We start from the raw sequence: 20,733 nt of genomic DNA on the forward strand, positions 1-20,733 counted from the left end.
TCCCGGTAAAATCATGCTGGAGCTGATCGAGGTCCAGACGGGAAGCTATCTCGGGGAAGACGACATCATCCGGATTGAAGACGACTATCAAAGGTCGTAACCACCACACTCCGAATCACGCGACCCGGGCCAAAAGAGTGGTCTCTTCCAGAGGCTTAAGGCCCGGGGAACGTGTAACTGTTTGAATCAAATCGTGTCCGGACCGCTAGCTCCGCATTCGCCACAAATGTGGCGTCCGTGCTAGAAGCGCCCCGGGGATTTGCGTTGAATCGGGGTTTGCTCAAATGAGTTCCACAGGATCTGCACCGGCAAAGGCCGGCTTGCGCGTCGGCGTCATTGGCGCCGGCGTGATGGGCAGCAACCACGCGCGCGTGCTCGCGGGTCTTCCCGGCGTCAGCCTCGTCGGCGTCGTCGATCCTTCGCCGGCACATCGCACGCGGGCGATGGAGCTTGCCAATTGCGCGAGCTTTGAGACGCTCGACCAGCTGCTGGCCGAAGGCGTCGATGCCGTCACCATTGCGGCGCCGACCCATCTGCATCATGAGGTCTCGCTCGCCTGCATCGCCAAGAACATCCACGTGATGGTCGAGAAGCCGATTGCTTCCACGGTCGCGGAAGGCCGCGAGATCGTCACGGCTGCGCAAAAGGCCGGCGTGACGCTGATGGTCGGCCATGTCGAGCGGTTCAATCCAGCCGTTGCCGCCGTCAAGCAGGCGATCGCGGGCGAGGATATTCTGTCGATCGCGATCACGCGCGTCGGCCCATTCCCGCCGCGCATGTCCAATGTCGGCGTCGTCATCGATCTTGCCGTGCACGACATCGATCTGATCCGCTGGTTCACCGAATCCGACATCGTCGAGGTGCAGCCGCAATTGTCGAGTGCGGTCGCCGAGCGCGAGGACATCGCGCTCTTGCAGTTCCGCACCGCCAACGGCGTGCTCGCGCACATCAACACCAACTGGCTGACGCCGTTCAAGGCGCGCAGCGTCACGGTCGCGACCCGCGGCAAATACGTGATGGGCGATCTCCTGACGCGCCAGGTCACCGAATGTTTCGGCTTCAAGCCTGACGGCAGCTATTCGATGCGGCATCTGCCTGTCGGCCATGACGAGCCGCTCCGCGCCGAATTGATCGCGTTCCTCAAGGCCGTGCGCAACGGCGAGACGCCGGCGGTCACCGGCGACGAGGGCGTCGCCAGCCTCGAGATCGCGACGCAGTGCCTGGAAACGCCGTCGCGGCCCGCCGCCAAGTCGTCCGCCCTCAAGGGCCCGCGCCGCGTCGCCGGCTGATCCCATTCCATGTTGACCGATCAAAACCCGCAAGGCGCCATGAACCAGCATCTGCGTTCCGAACCCATTTCCTTCATCGACGTCGCTTCGCAGCGCCGCCGGCTCGGCGACTCGCTCGATGCCGCCGTGAAGCGCGTTCTCGATCATTGTCAGTTCGTCAACGGCCCTGAAGTCGCCGAGCTCGAGAAGCAGCTTGCGGCCTATTGCGGCGCCAAACACGTCATCGGCTGCGCCAGCGGCACCGACGCGATCCTGATGGTGATGATGGCGAAGAATGTCGGGCCTGGCGACGCCGTGCTGTGTCCGTCCTTCACCTTCATCGCGACCGCTTCGCCGGTGGCGCGGACCGGCGCGACGCCGGTTTATGTCGATGTTGACGAAGCGACCTTCAACATGAGTCCGGAATCGCTCAAGCGCGGCATCGCGACCGCCCGCAAAGCCGGCCTCAAGCCGGTCGCGGTCGTTCCGGTCGATTTGTTCGGCCAGCCCGCCGATCACGATGCCATCGCGGAGATCACCAAGGCCGAAGGCCTGTTCGTGCTCGATGACGCAGCCCAAGGCTTTGGCGCGAGCTACAAGGGCCGCAAGCTCGGCACGTTGGCACTCGCCACCGCGACCAGCTTCTTCCCGGCAAAGCCGCTCGGCTGCTTCGGTGACGGCGGCGCGATCTTCACCGATGACGACGAGCTCGCGGCGACGCTGCGCAGCATCCGTGTGCACGGGCAGGGCGTCGACAAATACGACAACGTCCGCCTCGGCCTGACCGGCCGGCTCGACACCATGCAGGCCGCGATCCTGATCGAGAAGCTGAAGATCTTCGACGACGAGATCGCCGCCCGCAACAAGGTCGCCGAGCGCTACGCGCGCGGTCTCGGTAATGTGGTCACCGTGCCGCGCGTGGCGCCCGGCAATACGTCGGTCTGGGCGCAGTACACGATCCGCCTTCCTGAGGGCACCGACCGCGACGGCTTTGCCGCCGCGCTGAAGGCCCAGGGCGTGCCGACGGCGATCTATTATGGCAAGTCGATGCATCAGCAGACGGCCTACAAGCAGTACCCGGTCGCAGAGGGCGGTCTGCCGGGCTGCGAGAGCCTGTCGCAGGACGTCATCAGCCTGCCGATGCATGCCTATTTGACCGAAGCCGATCAGGAGCGAATCATCGCGGCCGTGCGCGGCGCGCTTTCAACCTGAATTCGCCGTTTTGCTGCGCGAGCTCTTCCTTTAGAAGGGAACGATGCTCGGACGTATCTTCACGGTTGGTGGTTACACGCTGCTCTCGCGGCTGACGGGGTTTGCCCGCGACATCATGCTTGCGGCGATTCTCGGCGCCGGCCCCGTGGCCGACGCCTTTTTCGTGGCGCTGCGGCTGCCCAACCATTTCCGTGCGATCTTTGCCGAGGGGGCCTTCAACGCCGCCTGGGTGCCGGCCTATGCGCACGTCCATGGCGAGCGCGGCGAGGGGGCGGCAAGATTGTTCGCCGACCGCATCTTCACGCTGCTGCTGGCCTCGCAGGCGGTGTTGCTGATCGTCGCCTGGCTGTTCATGCCGCAGGCCATGAGCATTTTGGCGCCCGGCTTTTCCGAGGACGCCGAACAGCGCAAGCTCGCTATCGAGCTGACCCGGATCACCTTTCCCTATCTGCTGCTGATCACGCTGGTGACGCTCTACGGCGGCATGCTCAACGTGATGCAGCGCTTTGCGAGCGCCGCAGCGGCGTCGATCTTCCTCAACATCTCGATGATGATGACGCTGGCGCTCGCCGCATGGTTTCCCAGCGCGGGCCACGCTGCCGCCTGGGGCGTCCTGATCTCGGGTTTTTTGCAGTATTTCCTGCTCGCCGGCGATCTCGCCCGCCATGGCGGCCTGCCGCGCTTTGCGCCGCTCAAGCTCGACGAAGACGTCCGCGCATTCTTTAAAGCACTCGGGCCGGCGACGCTGGGCTCGATGGGCACGCAGCTCGCGCTGTTTGCCGACACCATCATCGCGACTTTCCTGCCGGCGGGCGCGCTGTCGGCGCTGTATTACGCCGACCGTCTCAACCAGCTCCCGATCGGCGTGATCGGCATTGCCATCGGCACGGTGCTGCTGCCGGAGATGTCGCGGCGGATCACGGCCAACGATCATGACGGCGCGATGAAGGCGCAGCGCCGCGCGTTCGATTTCACGCTGCTGTTCTCGGTGCCGTTCGTCGCCGCCTTCCTCACCGTGCCCGACGCGATTATGCGCGCGCTGTTCGCCCGCGGTGCGTTCTCGAAAGCCGATGCCGCCGCCGCCGGCGCCACGCTCGCGGCCTATGCCATCGGCCTCATTCCTTTCGTACTGATCCGCAGCGCGGTCGCGACCTTCTACGCGCGCAAGGACACGGCGACGCCGGTGCGGGCGTCGCTGACCGGCATCGCGGTCAACGTCGCCTTGAAAATTGCCTTGATGGGATCGCTGGCCCAGATCGGGCTTGCGCTGGCTACTGCCGTCGGCGTCTGGACCAACCTGCTACTGGTGCTGTTCTTCGCGGTGCGGCGAGGCTTTCTCGTGCCGGACCGCGCCTGGCTGTTGTCGCTCGTCAAATTCCTGCTGACCGGGATTATCCTGGCCGCCGCCTTCTGGCTCATCGCGCGCTTCAGCAGTCCTTCGTTGGGCTCGATGCACTTCCGGGACGAATTGACGCTGCTTCTGCTGGCCGTCGGGGGCACGATCGTCTATGCGCTCGCCATCCTTGCGCTGTTCGGGCGCCGCTGGCTGGTCTCACTGGTGCGAGGTTAACTTTTTCATGTTTTCAACGCATTGACGGCTCGACCTTGTCGGCACGGGCCAGTCTCGATCGTCCTTGGATGGACACATCTCGGAAGTGCGGCGGATGGACCCTGCACAATTGACGTGATGCCGTCACCTCGAGCCGGCAAAATTCGAACCAGGAGCACTGTTTATGAGGATCACCGTCGAAACCAACGTAGCAGCCCCCATCGATCAGGTCTGGCGCGCTTATACGACGCCTGCCGACATCATGAAGTGGAACGCCGCGTCCGACGACTGGCATACGACCAAGGCGACCGTCGACCTGCGAGAAGGCGGTGTCTTCTCATCGCGCATGGAGGCCAAGGACGGCAGCATGGGCTTTGACTTCGCCGGTACCTACACGAAAATCGTCGAGCACAAGCGTATCGAATACGCGTTCGGCGAGCGAAATGCCGAAGTCGAGTTTGTGCCCGGCCCGAAGGGCATTCTGGTTCGCGTGGTCTTCGATGGCGAATCGACGCACTCGGTCGAGCAGCAGCAAGGCGGTTGGCAGGCAATCCTCGACAACTTCGCACGATACGTGGAAGCGAAGCAGACGAAGTCCTGAGGCGTGTGTAGAGGCAAGAAAGCGCCAGAATAAGGGGCTCGCTTCCAGGGTGCAACCGACCTCCACACATCTCTTGATTTTGCGCGATTGCTATGGTAATCGCAGCGCATGATCAAATCAGTGCGCAAACTCAACCGCAACCACATGACCCGCTTCGGCCGGGCCGTGGAAGGAGTCGCGCGCTAGAAATTCGACGACGACATCTTTTCACCAGGCCCCGCCGGCATCGGATGGGGCCTTTTGTTTTGGCCACGCTTCCCTGCCGGCACAACAGCAGGAGCGTCCGATGCCACCCCAACAGACGATCATGACATCCGAGACGGAGAGGCTCCCCCTCGAGCTTGCCTCGACGTGGAGCATCCCAGGCTTGCTCGCGCGATACTGGCGTGCGCTCCAGGACTGGCGCTGGCGGCACGGCCCACAAATCGCCTTGCGGGACCTGAGTGACCGGGAGCTGATGGATATCGGCCTGACGCGCGGCGAGATCGACTACTTTACGCCGGAACGGGCTATCGATGCGCTGAGAGATCGCGCGTCGCAGCCGTGGGGCCGTGGTGTGATGTAAATGATGAGCCATCCGAAGCGGACATGCGCTTTGTGAGCAAGCAGCCGTCAGCACGGCTGCTTGTTCTCAGGCGTGCACTGCGGGCGGGTTCGGCAACTATCATGCCATCAAGCGGACCGTTCCTCACGGCCAAATGACCGAGTTGCGGCGCTCCCGTTCCATCCTGCTCTGGCAGGTGAGGGCGCTGGACGGTTTTCGCATGCCTAAACCCGTTTGCCTTGCCAGTTTTTCCACGGCAATATGCCGGCAAAACAACCATGAGAAACGGGACGAGAAAAATGGCGGCTCCCATCAAGTTTGGCGTTGGCCAAAGCGTGTTGCGCAAGGAGGATGACGCGCTCATCCGCGGCAAGGGCCGCTATACCGACGATTATGCGCCGCAGGCCGTGCTTCACGCCCTGATGCTGCGCTCGCCGCATGCGCATGCCAAATACACCATCGATGCGAGCCGCGCCCGCACCCTTCCCGGCGTCGCGCTGATCCTGACCGCCGATGACGTTGGGGATCTCGGCAATCTGCCCTGCCTGTTCAATCTCGAGACCGATCCCTTCACCGGGCCGCCTTACCCGATCCTCGCCAAGGACGAAGTGCGCCATGTCGGCGATTCCATCGCCTTCGTGGTCGCCGAGACCATCGACCAGGCCCGCGACGCGATTGAGGCGATCGAGGTCAAATGGAGCCCGCTGCCGGCGGTGACCGGTGTCGTCAATGCCGTGAAGAAGGGCGCGCCGCAGGTCTGGCCGGACAAGCCCGGCAACGTGCTGTTCGACGTCTCGATCGGTGACAAGAAAGCGACCGAAGCTGCCTTTGCCAAAGCGCATGCGGTGGCCGAGATCTCGATCGTCAATCCGCGCGTGGTCGCGAACTTCATGGAGACGCGCGCGGCGGTGTGCGAATACGACGCCAAGCGCGACCATCTGACGCTGACGGTCGGCAGCCAGGGCAGCCATCGCCTGCGCGATATCCTCTGCCAGAACGTGCTCAACATTCCGACCGACAAGATGCGGGTGATCTGCCCCGACGTCGGCGGCGGCTTCGGCACCAAGCTGTTTCCCTATCGGGAATACGCCCTGTTGGCAGTCGCCGCGCGAAAGCTGAAGAAGGCGGTGAAATGGGCGGCCGACCGCACCGAGCATTTCATGGGCGACGCGCAGGGCCGCGACAACGTCACCACCGCGAAGATGGCGTTGGCCGAGGACGGCAAGTTCCTCGCGATGGATTGCGACCTGATGGGCGACATGGGCGCGTATCTGTCGACCTTCGGGCCCTATATCCCGCATGGCGGCGCCGGCATGCTGCCGGGCCTCTACGACATCCAGGCGTTCCACTGCCGGGTGCGCACCATCTTCACCAACAGCGTGCCGGTCGATGCCTATCGCGGCGCCGGGCGGCCTGAGGCTGCTTACGTCATCGAACGCCTCGTGGACGCCTGCGCGCGAAAACTCGACATGACGGTGGATGCCGTCCGCCGCAAGAATTTCATCCAGCCGAAGGCGCTGCCCTACAAGACCGCGACCGGCAAGGTCTACGATTCCGGCGACTTTGCCGCGCATCTGAAGCGCGCGATGGAGATCGCCGAGTGGAAGGATTTTGGCAAGCGTGCCAAGGCGGCCAAGAAGAACGGCCTGATCCGCGGCATCGGACTTGCGAGCTATGTCGAGGTCTGCGGCACCATGGGCGAGGAGACCGCCAATGTGCGGATGGACCCCAATGGCGATATCACGGTCCTGATCGGCACCCAGTCGAGCGGGCAGGGCCATCAGACGGCCTATGCGCAGATCGTTGCCGAGCAGTTCGGCGTGGCGCCCGAGCGCCTGCACGTCCACCAGGGCGACACCGAGATGATCGCCACGGGCCTCGGCACCGGCGGCTCGGCTTCGATCCCGTCGGGCGGTGTCAGCGTCGAGCGCGCGACCCGCGAGCTCGGGCAGAAGCTGAAGGAAATCGCGGCCCAGGCGCTGGAAGCCAGCGCCGGCGACCTCGAGATCACCGACGGCATTGTGCGCATCGCCGGCACCGACCGCTCGATCTCATTCGCCGATCTCGCCAAGCGACCCGGCGCGGATCCCTCGAAGCTGAACGCGAGCGCGACCTTCGCCAGCGCCGACGGCACCTATCCCAACGGCACCCATGTCGCGGAGGTCGAGATCGATCCGGCCACCGGCATCATCAAAATCGTCAACTACGTGATCGTCGACGATTTCGGCATGACGCTCAATCCGCTGCTGCTGGCCGGCCAGGTCCATGGCGGCGCCATGCAGGGCATCGGCCAGGCGCTGATGGAGCAGGTGGTCTATGGCGCGGGCGACGGCCAGCTCGTCACCGCGACCTTCATGGACTACGCGCTGCCGCGCGCGGCGGACGGGCCGGCCTTCGTGTTCGAGACCGCCAACGTTCCCTGCAAGACCAATCCGCTGGGGGTGAAGGGGGCGGGCGAGGCCGGCGCGATCGGATCCTGCCCGGCCGTCGTCAACGCCATCGTCGACGGGCTCTGGCGCGAATACAAAATCGACCACATCGACATGCCGGCGACTCCGGAACGGGTGTGGATCGCCATCAACGAGCACCATCGCCGTCACAGCCTCTAAGCTGCGACCTCCCACGGCGGGAATAAACGCCCGTCGCCGGGTTCTATCCATGATGGCGCACCCCAAACTCTACGAGCGGAGAAACAAACCGATGAAACGGATGATGATTGTTGTGGGCATCCTCTCGCTGGGTGCGGGCGCCGTGATGGCGCAGCAGGAGATTGCCGTGCAGCAGGACAATCTCATGCGCTCGATCGCCAAGAACCAGTATGGCATCATCCAGAAGATGACGAAGGGCGATATCCCCTACGATCAGAAGGCCGTCGATCAGGCCATTGCCAGCATCGAGGCCGACGTCGCCAAGATCGCAAAGACCTTCGAGGTCAATCCCAAGCAGGACGTGGTGAACGCCACCTACGGTGCTTCAGCAAAAGTCTGGCAGAACAAGGCCGATTTCGACTCCAAGATTCCGCCGGTGCAGAAGGCGATCGCCGACGTCAAGGGCAAGATCAGCGATGTGGCGAGCCTGAAGGCCGCCTACACGGCTATCAACGAGCGCTGCAACGACTGCCATGAGACTTATCGGGTCAAGTTGAAGTAGCGGTCGGATTGCGCTTCGCTCCATCCGCGCTACTGTTGAGTCGAGAAAGGGCGGTTGCGAAAGCAGCCGCCTTTTCGGGAAATTCTATCCGCAAGGCCTGACGGATCGCTGCCGGAGCAGCTATCTTTGCTCCAGCCGCCGCGGCATTGGCGTGAGCTTTGACGCTGACGCATCTCGCTCCTGACTGCGTCACGACATCAGGAGTTCCAACCCACGGCGAGTGCCTCATTCAGCAACAGCGAGACAAGCCATGGTAAAACCGTTCCCGTCGAAGACGCACATCGGCAACCATATGCTGCATCCGGAAACGCTGATGCTGACCTATGGCTACGATCCGCAATTGTCGGAAGGCGCCGTCAAGCCGCCGGTGTTCCTGACCTCGACCTTCGTGTTCAAGACGGCCGAGGACGGACAGGACTTTTTCGATTTCGTCTCCGGCCGGCGCGAGCCGCCGGAAGGGATGGGCGCGGGCCTGGTCTATTCACGCTTCAATCACCCCAACAGCGAAATCGTCGAGGACAGGCTCGCGATCTATGAGCGCACCGAGAGCTGTGCGCTGTTCTCATCCGGCATGGCGGCCATCGCGACCACGATCCTGGCGTTCGTCCGCCCCGGCGACGTCATTCTGCACTCCCAGCCGCTCTACGGCGGCACGGAAACGCTGCTGACGAATACGCTTGCGCGTCTGTCGATCGGCGCCGTCGGCTTCGCCGATGGCGTCGATGAAGCCGTGGTCAGCCAGGCCGCGGAGGAGGCCATGCGCAAGGGCCGGGTTTCGATGATCCTGATCGAGACCCCGGCCAACCCGACCAACGGGCTGGTCGACATCGCGATGATGCGGCGTGTCGCTGAGAGCATCGGAAAGACCCAAGGACACGTTCCGATCATCGCCTGCGACAATACGCTGCTCGGACCGGTGTTTCAGCGACCGATCGAGCACGGCGCCGATATTTCCCTGTACTCGCTCACGAAATATGTCGGCGGTCATTCAGATCTGATCGCGGGCGCCGCGCTCGGCGCGAAGGCGGTGGTGAAAGGGATCAAGGCGCTGCGGGGCGCCATCGGCACCCAGCTCGATCCGCATTCCTGCTGGATGATCAACCGCTCGCTCGAGACGCTGAGCCTGCGCATGGAAAAGGCGGATGCGAATGCGCGCCTCGTGGCGGACTATCTGCGCGATCATCCCAAAGTGGCCAAGGTGCACTATCTCGGTCATCACGACGCGGCGTCGCCGGATGGACTTGTATTTGCGCGGCAATGCTCGGGGGCAGGGTCCACGTTCTCGTTCGACATCGTCGGCGGCAAGGCCGCGGCGATGAAGTTCCTCAACGCGCTGCAGATCCTCAAGCTGGCGGTGAGCCTTGGTGGAACGGAGTCGCTTGCGAGCCTGCCTGCCACCATGACTCATTCCGGCGTTCCCGCCGACATCCGCCGGAAGATCGGCGTGCTCGATTCCACGATCCGGCTGTCGATCGGCATCGAACACCCGTCGGATTTGATCGCCGACCTCGCGCAGGCGCTGAACGCAGCCGAACCTGAGGTGTGACGCCTGCGCCAGCGCTACGCGGAATCGAAAAGGGTGGCTGCGATGGCAGCCGCCCTTTTTGTTGGTCTGTGCGAAGCTTACTTCGTCACCTGACCGCGGATCTCGCCGCCCGGATTGGCCGCGGTGTGGATGTTGACGTAGAGCTTGCCGCCGAGCAGATCGGCGGCCTGCGCGTCGGTCAGTGTCGCCGAGCCCTCGGCCGGGCTGGTGGCAGCGCCTGGGATCGGGATCGCAACGCCGGCGTTCTTGCCGGGCTCGGCAGGTCCATGGAAATGGGCGGCGGTGGCGGGGCCGGACAGGCCGGAATAGGTGACCTTCCAGGACAGCTTCTTGCTGGCGGCGTCGTAATCCAGATCGGCCGTTCCGGTGCCGCTGCTGGTCGTTGCGGGGACCTCGGATTTGGCGTCGAGCGTTGCTTTCAGCTTTTCCGCGCTGGCCGAACCCGCAAAAGCAACGGCGCCAAGCACTGACATGGCGATGACGATCTTGTTCATGATTTTTCTCCCTGCTGAACCCGTTTGGGCTGCCAAACTTCCAACAGCCGGCATTGCAGTTTATTCCCGTTTCAAGCCGCGGTGGGCTAAATTCTTCGTGGCTGGAGCCGCGAGGACATCGGTCATAAGCTTCGCCGCGACGACGAAGGGACCGCATGTTGCGACGAACAATCCCCGTGGCGCTGCTCGCCGCACTCGCCGCGGCCGGCGTCTATTGGTGGCTCAGCGCGCCGGTGGGGGCGGCCGCCGGCACCGCGCCTGCCCGCGTCCCTGATCTTGCCAATGGCCAGGTGATGTTCAACGCCGGCGGCTGCGCCTCATGCCATGCCGTCCCCGACCAGCCCGATCGTCTCAGGCTTGGCGGCGGCGTCGCGATCAAGTCGCCGTTCGGAACGTTCTATGCGCCGAACATCTCGTCCGATCCGACCGATGGCATCGGCAAATGGAGCGAGGCCGAATTCGTCAACGCGGTGATGCACGGAGTCTCGCCCGACGGACAGCATTATTTTCCGGCCTTTCCTTACACGTCTTATCAGCACGCCAGGCGCGAGGACGTGCTCGATCTCTTTGCGTACCTGAAAACGCTGCCGGCCGTCGCAGGCAAGGTGCGCGACCACGACGTGCCCTTTCCGTTCAACATCCGGCGCAACGTCGGCATCTGGAAATTCTTATTTCTGGACGACAAGCCCTTCGTCCCCGACAGCGCGAAGTCACCGCAGTGGAATCGCGGCGCCTATCTCGTCGACAGTTTTGGCCATTGCGCGGAATGCCACAGCCCGCGCAACGCGCTTGGCGGCATCACCGCCGCACAACGCTTCGCTGGAGGCCCCAATCCGGAAGGCGAGGGATGGGTTCCCAACATCACCCAGAAGGGCCTTGGCGAGTGGAGCGCGAAGGATATTGCCTATTTCCTGAAGACCGGCGAATTGCCCGACGGCGACAGCGTCGGCGGCGCGATGACGCGGGTGATCAAGAACACCTCGCAACTGCCGGACGACGATCTCGCGGCGATGGCGGACTATCTCAAATCGCTGCCGCCGGTGGACGGTCCGCCGCGTCCCAAGCGCAAGGAGGGCGGCACCTGATCGGGCCTGCCCTTTTTCGGACGGTCAACTCGCGCCAAACGCCTTGAAGGTGATGATGGTGAGGGTGTCCTGGATGCCGGGCAGCACCTGCACCTTCTCGTTGACGAAGTGGCCGATATCGGTGTCGTTGTCGACGTAAAACTTCACCAGCAGGTCGTATTGCCCGGCCGTGGAATAGATCTCGGAGGCGATCTCGGCTTCGGCAAGCGCATTGGCGACCACATAGGATTGGCCGAGCTTGCATTTGATCTGGACGAAAAAGGGAACCATCGCGGTCACTCCGAAAGCATATCTGACGGCTAATAGGCCAAACCCGGCCGGATTTAGCAAGCGAACTTGCTGGGCTGGGAGAGGCGCGCTAGGACGGGCCATGGCTTCGAAAACGCTGAAGAGCGCCCCATGACGACACCCGTAGCGCTGACCATTGCCGGCTCCGATTCGAGCGGAGGCGCCGGCATCCAGGCCGACCTGAAGACCTTTGCCGCGCTCGGCGTTTTTGGCGCTTCCGCCATCACGGCGCTGACGGCGCAGAACACCCGCGGCGTCACCGGCATTCACGCCGTGCCCGCCGAATTCGTCACCGCGCAGATCGACGCGGTGTTTTCCGATCTCGAGGTCGGCGCGGTCAAGATCGGCATGGTGGCGCAAGCCGCCAGCATCGATGCGATCGCGGCCGCGCTGTCGCGCTGGGCGCCCGGGCATATCGTGCTCGATCCCGTGATGGTGGCGACGTCGGGCGATCGCCTGCTCGCGTCCGATGCCGTCGATGCCCTGCGCATCAAGCTGATGCCGCTGGCCTCGGTGATCACACCCAATCTGCCCGAGGCCGCGGCTCTGCTCGACGAGCCGGTCGCGGCCAGCGAGGCCGAGATCGAAAGCCAGGGGCGCCGGCTGCTGGCGCTCGGCAGTCGTGCGGTCCTGATCAAGGGCGGCCACGGCGAGGGCGCCGAGAGTATCGATTATCTCGTCGATGCCAGCACCACGATCGCGCTCGCCGCGCCGCGCGTTGCCACAAGCAACACCCATGGCACCGGCTGCTCGCTGTCCTCGGCGGTCGCCGCAGGGCTCGCCAGAGGCGAAGATCTCGAGCGCGCCGTGCGCAACGCCAAGACCTGGATCAGCGCGGCGATCGCCGCCGCCGACCGCTTCAGCGTCGGCCACGGACACGGCCCGATCCATCATTTCCATAAATTTTACTGAACGCCGGTCGCGAGCGCGCCACCGCTAGTCCCTCCCGCCATGCAGCTCCGGGTTCTTGCGGAGGCTGCCGCGACGCCATGTCGCCTGATTGTCGCATGCGACTGATATTCGCAGGGTGGGCGAGGCAAGCGCGATTCGTATCTGAGGGTGCCTCAAAGGTTCGATTGGTCATCCCCCTGTCACGGGACATTGTTACAGGCTGGCGCATGGGAAGTTACGATGTGAGTGACGAGAGCCCGGAGCGGCGCTTTCGCACGTTGTTCATCTCCGACGTTCATCTCGGAGCCCGCGGTTCTCAAGCCGATCTTCTGCTCGATTTCCTGCGTTTCCATGATGCCGACACGATCTATCTCGTCGGCGATATCGTCGACGGCTGGGCGCTGAAATCGAGCTGGCATTGGCCGCAATCGCATAACGACCTCGTCCAGAAGCTTTTGCGCAAGGCGCGCAAGGGCGCCAAGGTCATCTACATCCCCGGCAATCACGACGAGTTCCTGCGCAACTATTACGGCACGCATTTCGGCGGCATCGACGTGGTCGAGAACACCGTCCACACCGGCGCGGACGGCAAGCGGTATCTCGTCATCCATGGCGACATCTTCGACCTCGTGGTGCAGAACGCACGCTGGCTCGCCCATCTCGGCGACAAGGCCTACGATTTCGCGATTCAGCTCAATCGCTTCGTCAACTTCTTCCGGCGCATGTTCAAGGTGCCGTATTGGTCGCTGTCGCAATGGGCCAAGCAGAAGGTCAAGAACGCCGTCAACTATATTGGCGCGTTCGAGCAGGCGCTCGCCGCCGAGGCGCGACGCCACGATGCCGACGGGGTGATCTGCGGCCACATCCATTACGCGGTGATCCGCGACGAGGGCGGCATCCGCTACATGAATTGCGGCGACTGGGTCGAGAGCTGTACGGCGCTGGTCGAGCACGACGACGGCCATTTCGAGATCATCACCTGGGCGGACCAGGCCGAGAAGCCGGCACAGGTCCCGCAGGTCGCAGCCAGAGCTGCATGACAAAGGCAGCCTGATGCGCATCCTGGTCGCGACCGACGCCTGGCACCCGCAAGTCAACGGTGTGGTTCGGACGCTGACCAAACTTGCCGACGCCGCCAAAAGTCTCGACGTCGAATTCTCGTTCCTGACGCCACAATCGTTCCGCACCTTTGCGATGCCGAGCTATCGGGACGTGCGGGTGGCCATGCCGCGCCCGGGCAGAATCGCGAAGCTGATCGAAGAGGCGCGCCCGGACAGCATCCACATCGCGACGGAGGGGCCGATCGGCCTGATGGTCCGCCGCTATTGCCGGCAGCGCAAGCTGCCCTTCACGACCAGCTTCCACACCCGCTTTCCCGAATATGTCCGCGCCCGCGTGCCGGTGCCGGGCTCGCTGATCTGGCGGGCGCTGCGCCGATTCCATAGCCCCAGCCGCGCCGTGATGGCGGCGACGCCGGCGCTCGCCAGTGAGCTGACCGAGCGCGGCTTCGACAATGTCGTGCTGTGGCCGCGCGGCGTCGACCCCCATCTGTTCCATCCCCGCGCGATTGATCTCTGCCTGCCGGCGCCGGTGTTCCTCTCGGTCGGCCGCGTTGCCGTGGAGAAGAATCTCGAGGCGTTCCTCGACCTCGAGCTGCCCGGCACCAAGGTGATCGTCGGTGACGGCCCGGCGCGTGTCGCGCTGGAGGAGGCCTATCCGGACGCGATCTTCCTCGGCGAAAAGCACGGCGAGGAGCTGGCGGACATCTACGCGGCCGCCGACGTCTTCGTATTTCCGAGCAAGACCGACACGTTCGGCCTGGTCCTGCTCGAAGCGCTGGCGAGCGGCCTGCCGGTCGCGGCTTTCCCGGTGAAGGGCCCCCGCGACGTGATCGGCGATGCGCCGGTTGGCGCGCTCGATCACGATCTGCGCAGCGCCTGCTTTGCCGCGCTCGACATCTCCCGGCAGGACTGCGTGGAATTCGCCGCCAACTACACCTGGGAGGCCTCGGCCCGGGCTTTTATCGACAGCATTTTGGCCGTCGGCGCGGTAATGCCCGGCCGAAACGGGGCAGAGCCGGCGCGATTCGTCGCCTGAGAGCCCAAAGCCTCGCGCGGAGATGCCTTGCCCGCGCCTCATCCGGCGCGATAACATTCAGGCATGACAGAACAGCTTCTCCCGATCGGCCCTGCCGATATCGACGCCGCAGCACGCGTGATCGCACCCTTCGCCGTCCGCACCCCGCTGTTGTCCTTTCCCGTGCTCAACGAGCGTGTCGGTGCAAAGGTCTATCTCAAGCCGGAGATGCTCCAGCGCACCGGGTCGTTCAAGTTTCGCGGTGCCTTCAACAAGGTCGCCTCGATCCCGCAGGACAAGCGCGCCGGCGGCGTGGTTGCGTTCTCCTCCGGCAACCACGCCCAGGGCGTGGCGGCGGCGGCAAAGATCCTCGACATGCAGGCGACCATCGTGATGCCCGCGGATGCGCCGTTGTCAAAGCGCGAGCGTACCAAATCCTACGGTGCCGAGGTCGTGCTGTACGACCGCGACCGTGACGACCGCGAGGCGATCTCGCGCGGCATCGCCGAGAAGCGCGGCGCGACGCTGGTCAGGCCCTATGACGATCCCTTCGTGATCGCGGGCCAAGGCACCGCCGGCCGCGAGATCGCCGAGGACATGGCGGCGCTCGGCCTCAGCCCGGACATCGTGGTCGCCCCGGCCTCCGGCGGCGGCCTGATCGCCGGCGTTGCAACGGCTGTGAAGGCGCGTTTTCCGCTGGCCGAGATCGTGGTGGCCGAGCCCGACGCGTTCGACGATCACGGCCTTTCGCTGACCGCGGGCCATCGCGAGCCGCACGCACCCGCCGGCCGCACCATCTGCGATGCGCTGATGGCCCTGATCCCCGGCGAGATGACGTTTGCGATCAACAGCAAGCTGCTCGCGCGCGGCGTCACCGCCTCGGACAAGGAAGTCGGCGCGGCCGTCGCGTTTGCCTATCGCGAGCTGAAGCTTGTGGTCGAACCGGGCGGAGCGGTCGGCCTGGCCGCGCTGCTTGCGGGACGACTTGATGTTGCCGGCAAGAATGTCGTCATCGTGCTTTCCGGCGGCAATGTCGACGCTGATTTGTTTGCCGAGCTGGTGGCCTGATAATCAATCTTCTGACATCAAGAAGGGCAGAGCGTCTCCGCTCTGCCCTTTGTCGTGTGTGGCCGACCGCGATCAGTGCATGAAGCCGCGGTGGTTGTTGCCGCCGTTGCCACCCTGGCTCTGGTTCATCGACTGCCGGAAGTTGTTGCTGCCGTTGTTGACGATCCGGTTGGTCTCATTGAACTGCGGGTGGTTGTTGTTCTGCACCTGCACCTTGTTCACGGGGTTGTTGCTGATCTTCGCCCCGTTGTTGATGCGGATCGGGTTGTTCTGCGTCTGAACGTTGACGGGCATCGTGTCGATGGTCGTGCCGCCCTTGCCGACATTGACCGGCATGCTCACGATCTTGCCGGGATTGCCACTGGTTGTGCCGTTGCTTGTGCCGTTGGCAGTGCCGGTATTGCCGCCGCCGTTCTGCGTCTTGTTGGTCGCAGGCAGCGTCACGATCTTGCCGATGCCGCCATTGTTGTTGGTGGTGTTGGTCGGCGCAGGCAGGGTCACGATCTTGCCCGGGGTCTGCGACGGCGTGCCGTTCTGCTGGTTGGGCTGGTTGTTGCCCGCGGGCAGGTTGACGATCTGGCTGCCATTGTCGAGCTTGCCGATGCCGTTGTTGTCGCCCGACTTCTGCACGATCGGCAAATTGCCGTTCACTTGCGCACCGCCATTGCCCTGCTGCAGCGGCATGTATTTGGGCTGGCCGAGATTGCCGATCTTGAAGGTCGGGGCGATATTCTGCGGCGCCAGGATCTTGGTCGCCTGCATCAAGGGGATCTGCTTCGGCTGCATCTGGAGCTTCAGCGCGACCTGAGCATAGGGCGTGTTGCCGTAGTTGTCGTAGAAGTTCTTGTAGCCGAGCGGCGAGTTCGCGAGCACCGCCTTGTGCCAGGCCTGCGTGAGCAGCAGATTGTTGAGCAGCCAGCGGACGTGATCGCACAGCGGATCGTGCGGATACATTGTGATGAATTCCTGATAGTACTCCGGCCGTGCTTCGGACACGACGTAGTCATAGGCTTGGCGGGTCGAGCGGCTCGGCAGATTGGCGGCCATCTGCACCACAGGCGCATTCACCGGTGCGCGGCTGGCGGCAACGGCGGTGTCGCCGAAGAAGGTGAAGTCAGACGTCAGCGACGAGCTCTCCCACGGGATCTGCGCGCCGCTGGTGGTCTGGTTCACTTCGAGGCGCACGCGCTTGAACAGCTGCTCGATTGGCACGTTGGGCTCGCGCGCGACGTTCAGGAAGGCCTGCGTGTAGGGGCTGTGGCCGCCGGTGCCGTCCTGCGCTTCGGCGCCCGGCGCGGTCGAGTAGCCGACGATCGAGCCGTTCGGGGCATCGACGATGGCCAGGCCGCGGCCGGCATCGTTCACGTTCGGGAACGGGTTATTGCGGCAGGCATCGAGGATGACGATGCGCATACGGCTCGGGATCGTCTCCAGCGTCGACATCACGTCGACCAGGCGGACGGAGTTGTTGACGAGTTCGGTCTGGCTCGAGACCTTGGCGTCGACAGGAACGAGGTAGTTCTCGCCGGCGAGCTGCACGCCGTGACCGGCATAGTAGACCATCGCCACCGTGTTCGGACCGCGCGCTGACACTTTGGCGGAGAAGTCCTGAACGACGCGGAGCATGTCGTTCTGGGTCAGGTCGGTCGCGGCGACCACTTCGAACCCGGCGGAGTTCAGGAACTTCGCCATGGACTCCGCGTCGTTGTCCGGATTGGCGAGCTGCGGCGCGTTCTGATAGTTCGAATTGCCGATCACCAGCGCGACACGCTGTTCCGGGCCTTGCAGCGCGGTGGGGGCCGGCTCGACCGGGGCGACTTGCGCGGAAACTGGGCCGCAGGCAAAGCCGAACAGGCTCCCCAGCAGGCTAGCCGTCATCAGGAAAGGTTTTAGGCGGAACATGGCGTGCTCCCTTGGCACTGATCTCGATACGGTATTGGTTGCCGGCAAACTTGGCCGCGTTCGAGTTTGATGTCCGTGATCCCCATCACCATGGTAGGCTGCGTGATCTGAATCACGCTTGGAACCTGCCAAGGTGGGCGCCCAATGGGAGGACAGTCCGTCACATGCTGAAATCGATCGATCCGATCCTCACGCCCGACCTGCTTTGGCTACTGGCTTCCATGGGCCACGGCGACGATCTTGCTTTCGTCGATGCCAATCACCCCTCGGCGCGCATCGCGCAGAGCACGCATTCGCAGCGCCTGATCCAGTTGCCGGGCATGAGCATGGAGACCGCGATTCGCGCCATCATGTCGGTCTATCCGCTCGACGATTTCGATCCCGATCCGGTCCGCGTGATGATGCCGGTCGACGATCCCGACCGCGTCCCCGACGTGCAGCGCGCGGTGCTCGCGGAGATCGAGCGTGCCGCCGGCCGGCCCGTCACGCCCGGAAAACTCTCGCGGCCGGATTTTTATCGCGCGGCGGCGGCGAGCTTTGGCGTCGTACAGGTCGGCGACAGCAGCAGTTACGGATGCTTCCTGATCAGGAAGGGTGTGATCAGCTAGCAGCGCACGATCGAACGATGCGGGACGGCGTCACGCGTGCTCGAATGGTCCGACCTCGCGGATCACCTTGCAGATCTGCAGGAAGCCGCTGGCGTAGAATTCGGCATGTCCTCGCTTCATCGTCTCGACATGTTCGGGATGGGTGCGCCAGGCTTCGAGCGCTTCCTCAGAGGCAAAACGGAACACGGTGAGCTCCTCGCCGTCGTCGGCCTTGAACGACTTGACCGATACAAAGCCGGGAAGACGGCTGACGATGTCGTACATGCGCGCGCCGAGTCGGTCGTGTTCGTCGACAGAGGCGCCGTTACGCAATTGTAGATCGCCAATGACAATCACTTCACCAATCATATTTCTACACCTTAATCGATAGGATTCCTGCCGCTCGATCTGCTATTCGGTTTCGTGAGGGCTTTGTTACTTGGCACTCGAAATTGAATGGTCATTCCGCAGGCGGCCGTCTATCGTCCATCCATGTCACGCTTTTTATGTCTATCTGTCGCTATCGTCCTATCGCTGCTGCCGGCTGTCGCGCCGGCTGCTTCAATCCAAAAGCGTCCCAAGCAAGCTTGGCATGGCTACGGCTTCCTGCCGGGCTATCGCCAGCCGCTGAGCAACAGCATTCCCCTCTACAAGCAGAAGGAAGCGATGCGGCGGATGTCGCCTAGCGACCGGCGCCATTGGTACATCGATCCGGTCCCCCAATATTACGGCTGGGATGGTGAGTGGCGCTATTTCGGCCGGCCCGGCTTCGGCGGCGGCCGCTACAATGGCGGCAGTTTTGGGCCGTGCTGGACGCGGACGCCGATCGGTGCGGTGTGGAATTGCGGGTGATCGGCTAAGCATCCGTCATTGCGAGCGGAGCGCGCTGCGCTCGCAATGACGTTGGGGAGAGAGTGTTTCCTCATTCCGCTCTCGTGCCGCGGACGCAGCGCGGCGTGCTTCGACAGTGCGCTGCAGAGCCGGGGCCATGTGGCGACGAAGCTGTGGCTCGAGGGTCCCGGATCTGCGCTTCGCTTGTCCGGGACACGAGACGGAGCAGGCCGCATCCCCTTACGAGAAGAACGCGATCTTCTCGGCCTGGGTCATGCGGCGGATGGGCGCCATGGGATCGTTGGCGGCGGCGCGGGGCTTTTGCAGGATGCCGCTGGCGAGGATGGTGGCGCCAAGCGAAGCTTCCGGAACCGGCGACGTCATCGGGAGCGTCGTGGCCTGCGCCGCGCCGAATGTCGCGGATGCTGCCATGACGGGCGCCGGCTGCTCCATCACTTCGGCGGCGGCTTCCGCAATGGCGTTGGTGAGGCGCGCCAGCGATTCCATCGCGATCGGCGCTTCCTCTACGGGCTCCTCCACGACCGCTGCGGCGGCGACTGGCTCTGGTGCGGACGGCTCGGGTGCGATCGGCTCCGGTATCTCGGCTGCGATGGGCGCTGCGGCCTCCGCAACCACCGGCTCCGGAACCGTCGCTTCCATCTCGACCGGTTCGATGATCTCGTCGAATTCGGGGTCGGGCGCGGCCATCTCCAGCGCGATGGCCTCGAGGATGGCTTCGTCCTCGGCTTCGGCGGCGGCATCGAGCGAAAATTCGTCCGTCACCTCCGCGAAAGCCTCAGTGGCCGGCTCTTCAAAAGCGATGTCTTCAGGCGCGATCCGGCTCTCGGCGATGGTCTCCGGCTCGAGCGCGGCGTCCGTCGCCTGCTCGGCAACGGAGAAGGCCTCGGAGACGATTCCGGCCGCGTCCGTGGCGGCTTCGGGCTCGATCGCCTCTGCGATGTCCTGCGGCGCCTCCGTAAAAGCCACGGGTGCTTCGCTGGCCATCGCCGCAGGCGCGGCCTCCGCCAGCGGAGCTTCCGCAGCGGACGACGGTGTCTCCTGCACCGGAGCCGGCGAGGGGCGCGCGGCCTGCGGTGTTGCGTCAGCGTCGGTTTGGTCGATCCGGTCCTTGAGCAGATCGAATGCGGCCTTGAGGTCGGAGCGAGGGTCGATGGTCGAAACCTGCGCGCAGGCCGCCTCGATCGAGGCGAGCTGCGAATCAATCAGGTCGCAGATTCGGCCGTCGGCACCGATCTCGCGCCAGCGCCAGGAGATCTCCTTGATGATGCGCAGGCCGCGCGGGATCGGTGCGAGGCTCGCCTCGATCGCAGCAGGATCGAACGCCGCGATTGCGATCGTCTCGGCTTCACGAATCGCGTGCCGGATGGCGACCAAGGCTTCGGGGAGGCGGTCCTCGACGACGGGTTGGCGCTGTGCCGCAAGGGCTTCTTCGATTTTCGCGACCGCGTCGAGCACCATGCGGGTATCGGCATTGCGGTTGCGCTTGGCGTATTCGCCGAGGAACCAGCGGCCGCGCGCGGTCTCCATGAAGGCTTCGCGGATCGCGTCGTAATCCTGCTCGTTCGGCTCGGCCGCACGGGCAGACATAGGCGAGAGGGCGAATGCTTCGTTGGCCATGTC

Annotated in this window: 20 protein-coding genes; 15 read left to right on the forward strand and 5 right to left on the reverse strand. The window is 64.1% G+C overall.

Features of this window, described 5'->3' with window-relative positions; translation table 11 throughout:
• The first annotated feature begins 284 nt into the window (after positions 1 to 284).
• From IVB13_RS30360 to IVB13_RS30395, 8 genes are all read left to right on the forward strand, one after another.
• Complete coding sequence (locus IVB13_RS30360; protein WP_026233387.1) at positions 285 to 1,289, forward strand: Gfo/Idh/MocA family oxidoreductase; 1,005 nt, start codon at positions 285 to 287, stop codon at positions 1,287 to 1,289.
• Positions 1,290 to 1,328: 39 nt separating this feature from the next.
• On the forward strand, positions 1,329 to 2,480 hold the full coding sequence (locus IVB13_RS30365; protein WP_247456869.1) for a DegT/DnrJ/EryC1/StrS family aminotransferase: 1,152 nt from the start codon (positions 1,329 to 1,331) through the stop codon (positions 2,478 to 2,480).
• Between the two features lie 43 nt (positions 2,481 to 2,523).
• Entirely contained in the window at positions 2,524 to 4,050 is a 1,527-nt protein-coding gene (murJ, locus tag IVB13_RS30370; RefSeq protein WP_247456795.1) for a murein biosynthesis integral membrane protein MurJ, read from the forward strand.
• 163 nt (positions 4,051 to 4,213) lie between these two features.
• Positions 4,214 to 4,630, forward strand: a complete 417-nt coding sequence (locus tag IVB13_RS30375; protein WP_085348818.1) for an SRPBCC family protein — start codon at positions 4,214 to 4,216, stop codon at positions 4,628 to 4,630.
• Between the two features lie 286 nt (positions 4,631 to 4,916).
• On the forward strand, positions 4,917 to 5,195 hold the full coding sequence (locus IVB13_RS30380) for a DUF1127 domain-containing protein (RefSeq protein ID WP_247338268.1): 279 nt from the start codon (positions 4,917 to 4,919) through the stop codon (positions 5,193 to 5,195).
• Positions 5,196 to 5,473: 278 nt separating this feature from the next.
• Positions 5,474 to 7,783, forward strand: a complete 2,310-nt coding sequence (locus IVB13_RS30385; RefSeq protein ID WP_247361706.1) for a xanthine dehydrogenase family protein molybdopterin-binding subunit — start codon at positions 5,474 to 5,476, stop codon at positions 7,781 to 7,783.
• A gap of 91 nt (positions 7,784 to 7,874) precedes the next feature.
• A complete protein-coding gene (locus IVB13_RS30390; protein WP_247409817.1) occupies positions 7,875 to 8,324 on the forward strand; it encodes a cytochrome c in 450 nt (149 codons plus the stop codon).
• Between the two features lie 250 nt (positions 8,325 to 8,574).
• Positions 8,575 to 9,870 carry a cystathionine gamma-synthase family protein gene (locus tag IVB13_RS30395; protein WP_247361710.1) on the forward strand — a complete coding sequence of 432 codons (1,296 nt, stop codon included), beginning with the start codon at positions 8,575 to 8,577 and terminating at the stop codon, positions 9,868 to 9,870.
• A gap of 77 nt (positions 9,871 to 9,947) precedes the next feature.
• On the opposite strand, the gene IVB13_RS30400 is transcribed toward IVB13_RS30395, so the two are convergent.
• A complete protein-coding gene (locus tag IVB13_RS30400; protein ID WP_007602019.1) occupies positions 9,948 to 10,364 on the reverse strand; it encodes a CHRD domain-containing protein in 417 nt (138 codons plus the stop codon).
• Between the two features lie 155 nt (positions 10,365 to 10,519).
• Between IVB13_RS30400 and IVB13_RS30405 the strand changes: the two genes are divergently transcribed.
• Complete coding sequence (locus IVB13_RS30405; RefSeq protein ID WP_247361712.1) at positions 10,520 to 11,449, forward strand: cytochrome c; 930 nt, start codon at positions 10,520 to 10,522, stop codon at positions 11,447 to 11,449.
• A 24-nt stretch (positions 11,450 to 11,473) separates the two neighbouring features.
• Here IVB13_RS30405 and IVB13_RS30410 read toward each other — a convergent pair whose 3' ends face one another.
• Positions 11,474 to 11,719, reverse strand: a complete 246-nt coding sequence (locus IVB13_RS30410) for an Lrp/AsnC family transcriptional regulator (protein WP_007602021.1) — start codon at positions 11,717 to 11,719, stop codon at positions 11,474 to 11,476.
• A 129-nt stretch (positions 11,720 to 11,848) separates the two neighbouring features.
• Between IVB13_RS30410 and thiD the strand changes: the two genes are divergently transcribed.
• The 4 genes from thiD to IVB13_RS30430 all read left to right on the forward strand — a co-directional run bounded on the left by thiD (position 11,849) and on the right by IVB13_RS30430 (position 15,772).
• On the forward strand, positions 11,849 to 12,649 hold the full coding sequence (gene thiD / locus IVB13_RS30415) for a bifunctional hydroxymethylpyrimidine kinase/phosphomethylpyrimidine kinase (RefSeq protein ID WP_247361715.1): 801 nt from the start codon (positions 11,849 to 11,851) through the stop codon (positions 12,647 to 12,649).
• A gap of 206 nt (positions 12,650 to 12,855) precedes the next feature.
• Positions 12,856 to 13,668 carry a UDP-2,3-diacylglucosamine diphosphatase gene (locus IVB13_RS30420; RefSeq protein ID WP_007602023.1) on the forward strand — a complete coding sequence of 271 codons (813 nt, stop codon included), beginning with the start codon at positions 12,856 to 12,858 and terminating at the stop codon, positions 13,666 to 13,668.
• Positions 13,669 to 13,681: 13 nt separating this feature from the next.
• Complete coding sequence (locus IVB13_RS30425; protein ID WP_247491091.1) at positions 13,682 to 14,725, forward strand: glycosyltransferase family 1 protein; 1,044 nt, start codon at positions 13,682 to 13,684, stop codon at positions 14,723 to 14,725.
• Between the two features lie 63 nt (positions 14,726 to 14,788).
• A complete protein-coding gene (locus IVB13_RS30430) occupies positions 14,789 to 15,772 on the forward strand; it encodes a threonine/serine dehydratase (RefSeq protein WP_018457523.1) in 984 nt (327 codons plus the stop codon).
• A gap of 72 nt (positions 15,773 to 15,844) precedes the next feature.
• Here IVB13_RS30430 and IVB13_RS30435 read toward each other — a convergent pair whose 3' ends face one another.
• Entirely contained in the window at positions 15,845 to 17,674 is a 1,830-nt protein-coding gene (locus tag IVB13_RS30435; RefSeq protein WP_247491094.1) for a caspase family protein, read from the reverse strand.
• Positions 17,675 to 17,838: 164 nt separating this feature from the next.
• On the opposite strand from IVB13_RS30435, the gene IVB13_RS30440 reads away from it, so the two are divergent.
• Positions 17,839 to 18,282, forward strand: coding sequence for an RbsD/FucU domain-containing protein (locus IVB13_RS30440; protein ID WP_018457525.1), 444 nt, complete (start codon positions 17,839 to 17,841; stop codon positions 18,280 to 18,282).
• Between the two features lie 30 nt (positions 18,283 to 18,312).
• Here IVB13_RS30440 and IVB13_RS30445 read toward each other — a convergent pair whose 3' ends face one another.
• Positions 18,313 to 18,630 (reverse strand): antibiotic biosynthesis monooxygenase, encoded by a 318-nt coding sequence (locus IVB13_RS30445; protein ID WP_018457526.1) that lies wholly within the window; start codon positions 18,628 to 18,630, stop codon positions 18,313 to 18,315.
• A 123-nt stretch (positions 18,631 to 18,753) separates the two neighbouring features.
• Here IVB13_RS30445 and IVB13_RS30450 point away from each other — a divergent pair, with 123 nt between their 5' ends.
• Positions 18,754 to 19,113 (forward strand): hypothetical protein, encoded by a 360-nt coding sequence (locus IVB13_RS30450; RefSeq protein WP_039800124.1) that lies wholly within the window; start codon positions 18,754 to 18,756, stop codon positions 19,111 to 19,113.
• 219 nt (positions 19,114 to 19,332) lie between these two features.
• On the opposite strand, the gene IVB13_RS30455 is transcribed toward IVB13_RS30450, so the two are convergent.
• Positions 19,333 to 20,730, reverse strand: a complete 1,398-nt coding sequence (locus IVB13_RS30455) for a hypothetical protein (protein WP_247491097.1) — start codon at positions 20,728 to 20,730, stop codon at positions 19,333 to 19,335.
• Positions 20,731 to 20,733: the final 3 nt, after the last annotated feature.

The sequence above is a fragment of the Bradyrhizobium sp. 17 genome (assembly GCF_023073515.1).
Classification (GTDB): Bacteria; Pseudomonadota; Alphaproteobacteria; order Rhizobiales; family Xanthobacteraceae; genus Bradyrhizobium; species Bradyrhizobium canariense_D.

What these genes read in the sequence shown, in the direction of transcription:
- IVB13_RS30360 (WP_026233387.1), top strand. Translation starts at nt 285, where the DNA reads ATGAGTTCCACAGGATCTGCACCGGCAAAGGCCGGCTTGCGCGTCGGC.
- IVB13_RS30365 (WP_247456869.1), top strand. Translation starts at nt 1,329, where the DNA reads ATGAACCAGCATCTGCGTTCCGAACCCATTTCCTTCATCGACGTCGCT.
- murJ (WP_247456795.1), top strand. Translation starts at nt 2,524, where the DNA reads ATGCTCGGACGTATCTTCACGGTTGGTGGTTACACGCTGCTCTCGCGG.
- IVB13_RS30375 (WP_085348818.1), top strand. Translation starts at nt 4,214, where the DNA reads ATGAGGATCACCGTCGAAACCAACGTAGCAGCCCCCATCGATCAGGTC.
- IVB13_RS30380 (WP_247338268.1), top strand. Translation starts at nt 4,917, where the DNA reads ATGCCACCCCAACAGACGATCATGACATCCGAGACGGAGAGGCTCCCC.
- IVB13_RS30385 (WP_247361706.1), top strand. Translation starts at nt 5,474, where the DNA reads ATGGCGGCTCCCATCAAGTTTGGCGTTGGCCAAAGCGTGTTGCGCAAG.
- IVB13_RS30390 (WP_247409817.1), top strand. Translation starts at nt 7,875, where the DNA reads ATGAAACGGATGATGATTGTTGTGGGCATCCTCTCGCTGGGTGCGGGC.
- IVB13_RS30395 (WP_247361710.1), top strand. Translation starts at nt 8,575, where the DNA reads ATGGTAAAACCGTTCCCGTCGAAGACGCACATCGGCAACCATATGCTG.
- IVB13_RS30400 (WP_007602019.1), bottom strand. Translation starts at nt 10,364, where the DNA reads ATGAACAAGATCGTCATCGCCATGTCAGTGCTTGGCGCCGTTGCTTTT.
- IVB13_RS30405 (WP_247361712.1), top strand. Translation starts at nt 10,520, where the DNA reads ATGTTGCGACGAACAATCCCCGTGGCGCTGCTCGCCGCACTCGCCGCG.
- IVB13_RS30410 (WP_007602021.1), bottom strand. Translation starts at nt 11,719, where the DNA reads ATGGTTCCCTTTTTCGTCCAGATCAAATGCAAGCTCGGCCAATCCTAT.
- thiD (WP_247361715.1), top strand. Translation starts at nt 11,849, where the DNA reads ATGACGACACCCGTAGCGCTGACCATTGCCGGCTCCGATTCGAGCGGA.
- IVB13_RS30420 (WP_007602023.1), top strand. Translation starts at nt 12,856, where the DNA reads ATGGGAAGTTACGATGTGAGTGACGAGAGCCCGGAGCGGCGCTTTCGC.
- IVB13_RS30425 (WP_247491091.1), top strand. Translation starts at nt 13,682, where the DNA reads ATGCGCATCCTGGTCGCGACCGACGCCTGGCACCCGCAAGTCAACGGT.
- IVB13_RS30430 (WP_018457523.1), top strand. Translation starts at nt 14,789, where the DNA reads ATGACAGAACAGCTTCTCCCGATCGGCCCTGCCGATATCGACGCCGCA.
- IVB13_RS30435 (WP_247491094.1), bottom strand. Translation starts at nt 17,674, where the DNA reads ATGTTCCGCCTAAAACCTTTCCTGATGACGGCTAGCCTGCTGGGGAGC.
- IVB13_RS30440 (WP_018457525.1), top strand. Translation starts at nt 17,839, where the DNA reads ATGCTGAAATCGATCGATCCGATCCTCACGCCCGACCTGCTTTGGCTA.
- IVB13_RS30445 (WP_018457526.1), bottom strand. Translation starts at nt 18,630, where the DNA reads ATGATTGGTGAAGTGATTGTCATTGGCGATCTACAATTGCGTAACGGC.
- IVB13_RS30450 (WP_039800124.1), top strand. Translation starts at nt 18,754, where the DNA reads ATGTCACGCTTTTTATGTCTATCTGTCGCTATCGTCCTATCGCTGCTG.
- IVB13_RS30455 (WP_247491097.1), bottom strand. Translation starts at nt 20,730, where the DNA reads ATGGCCAACGAAGCATTCGCCCTCTCGCCTATGTCTGCCCGTGCGGCC.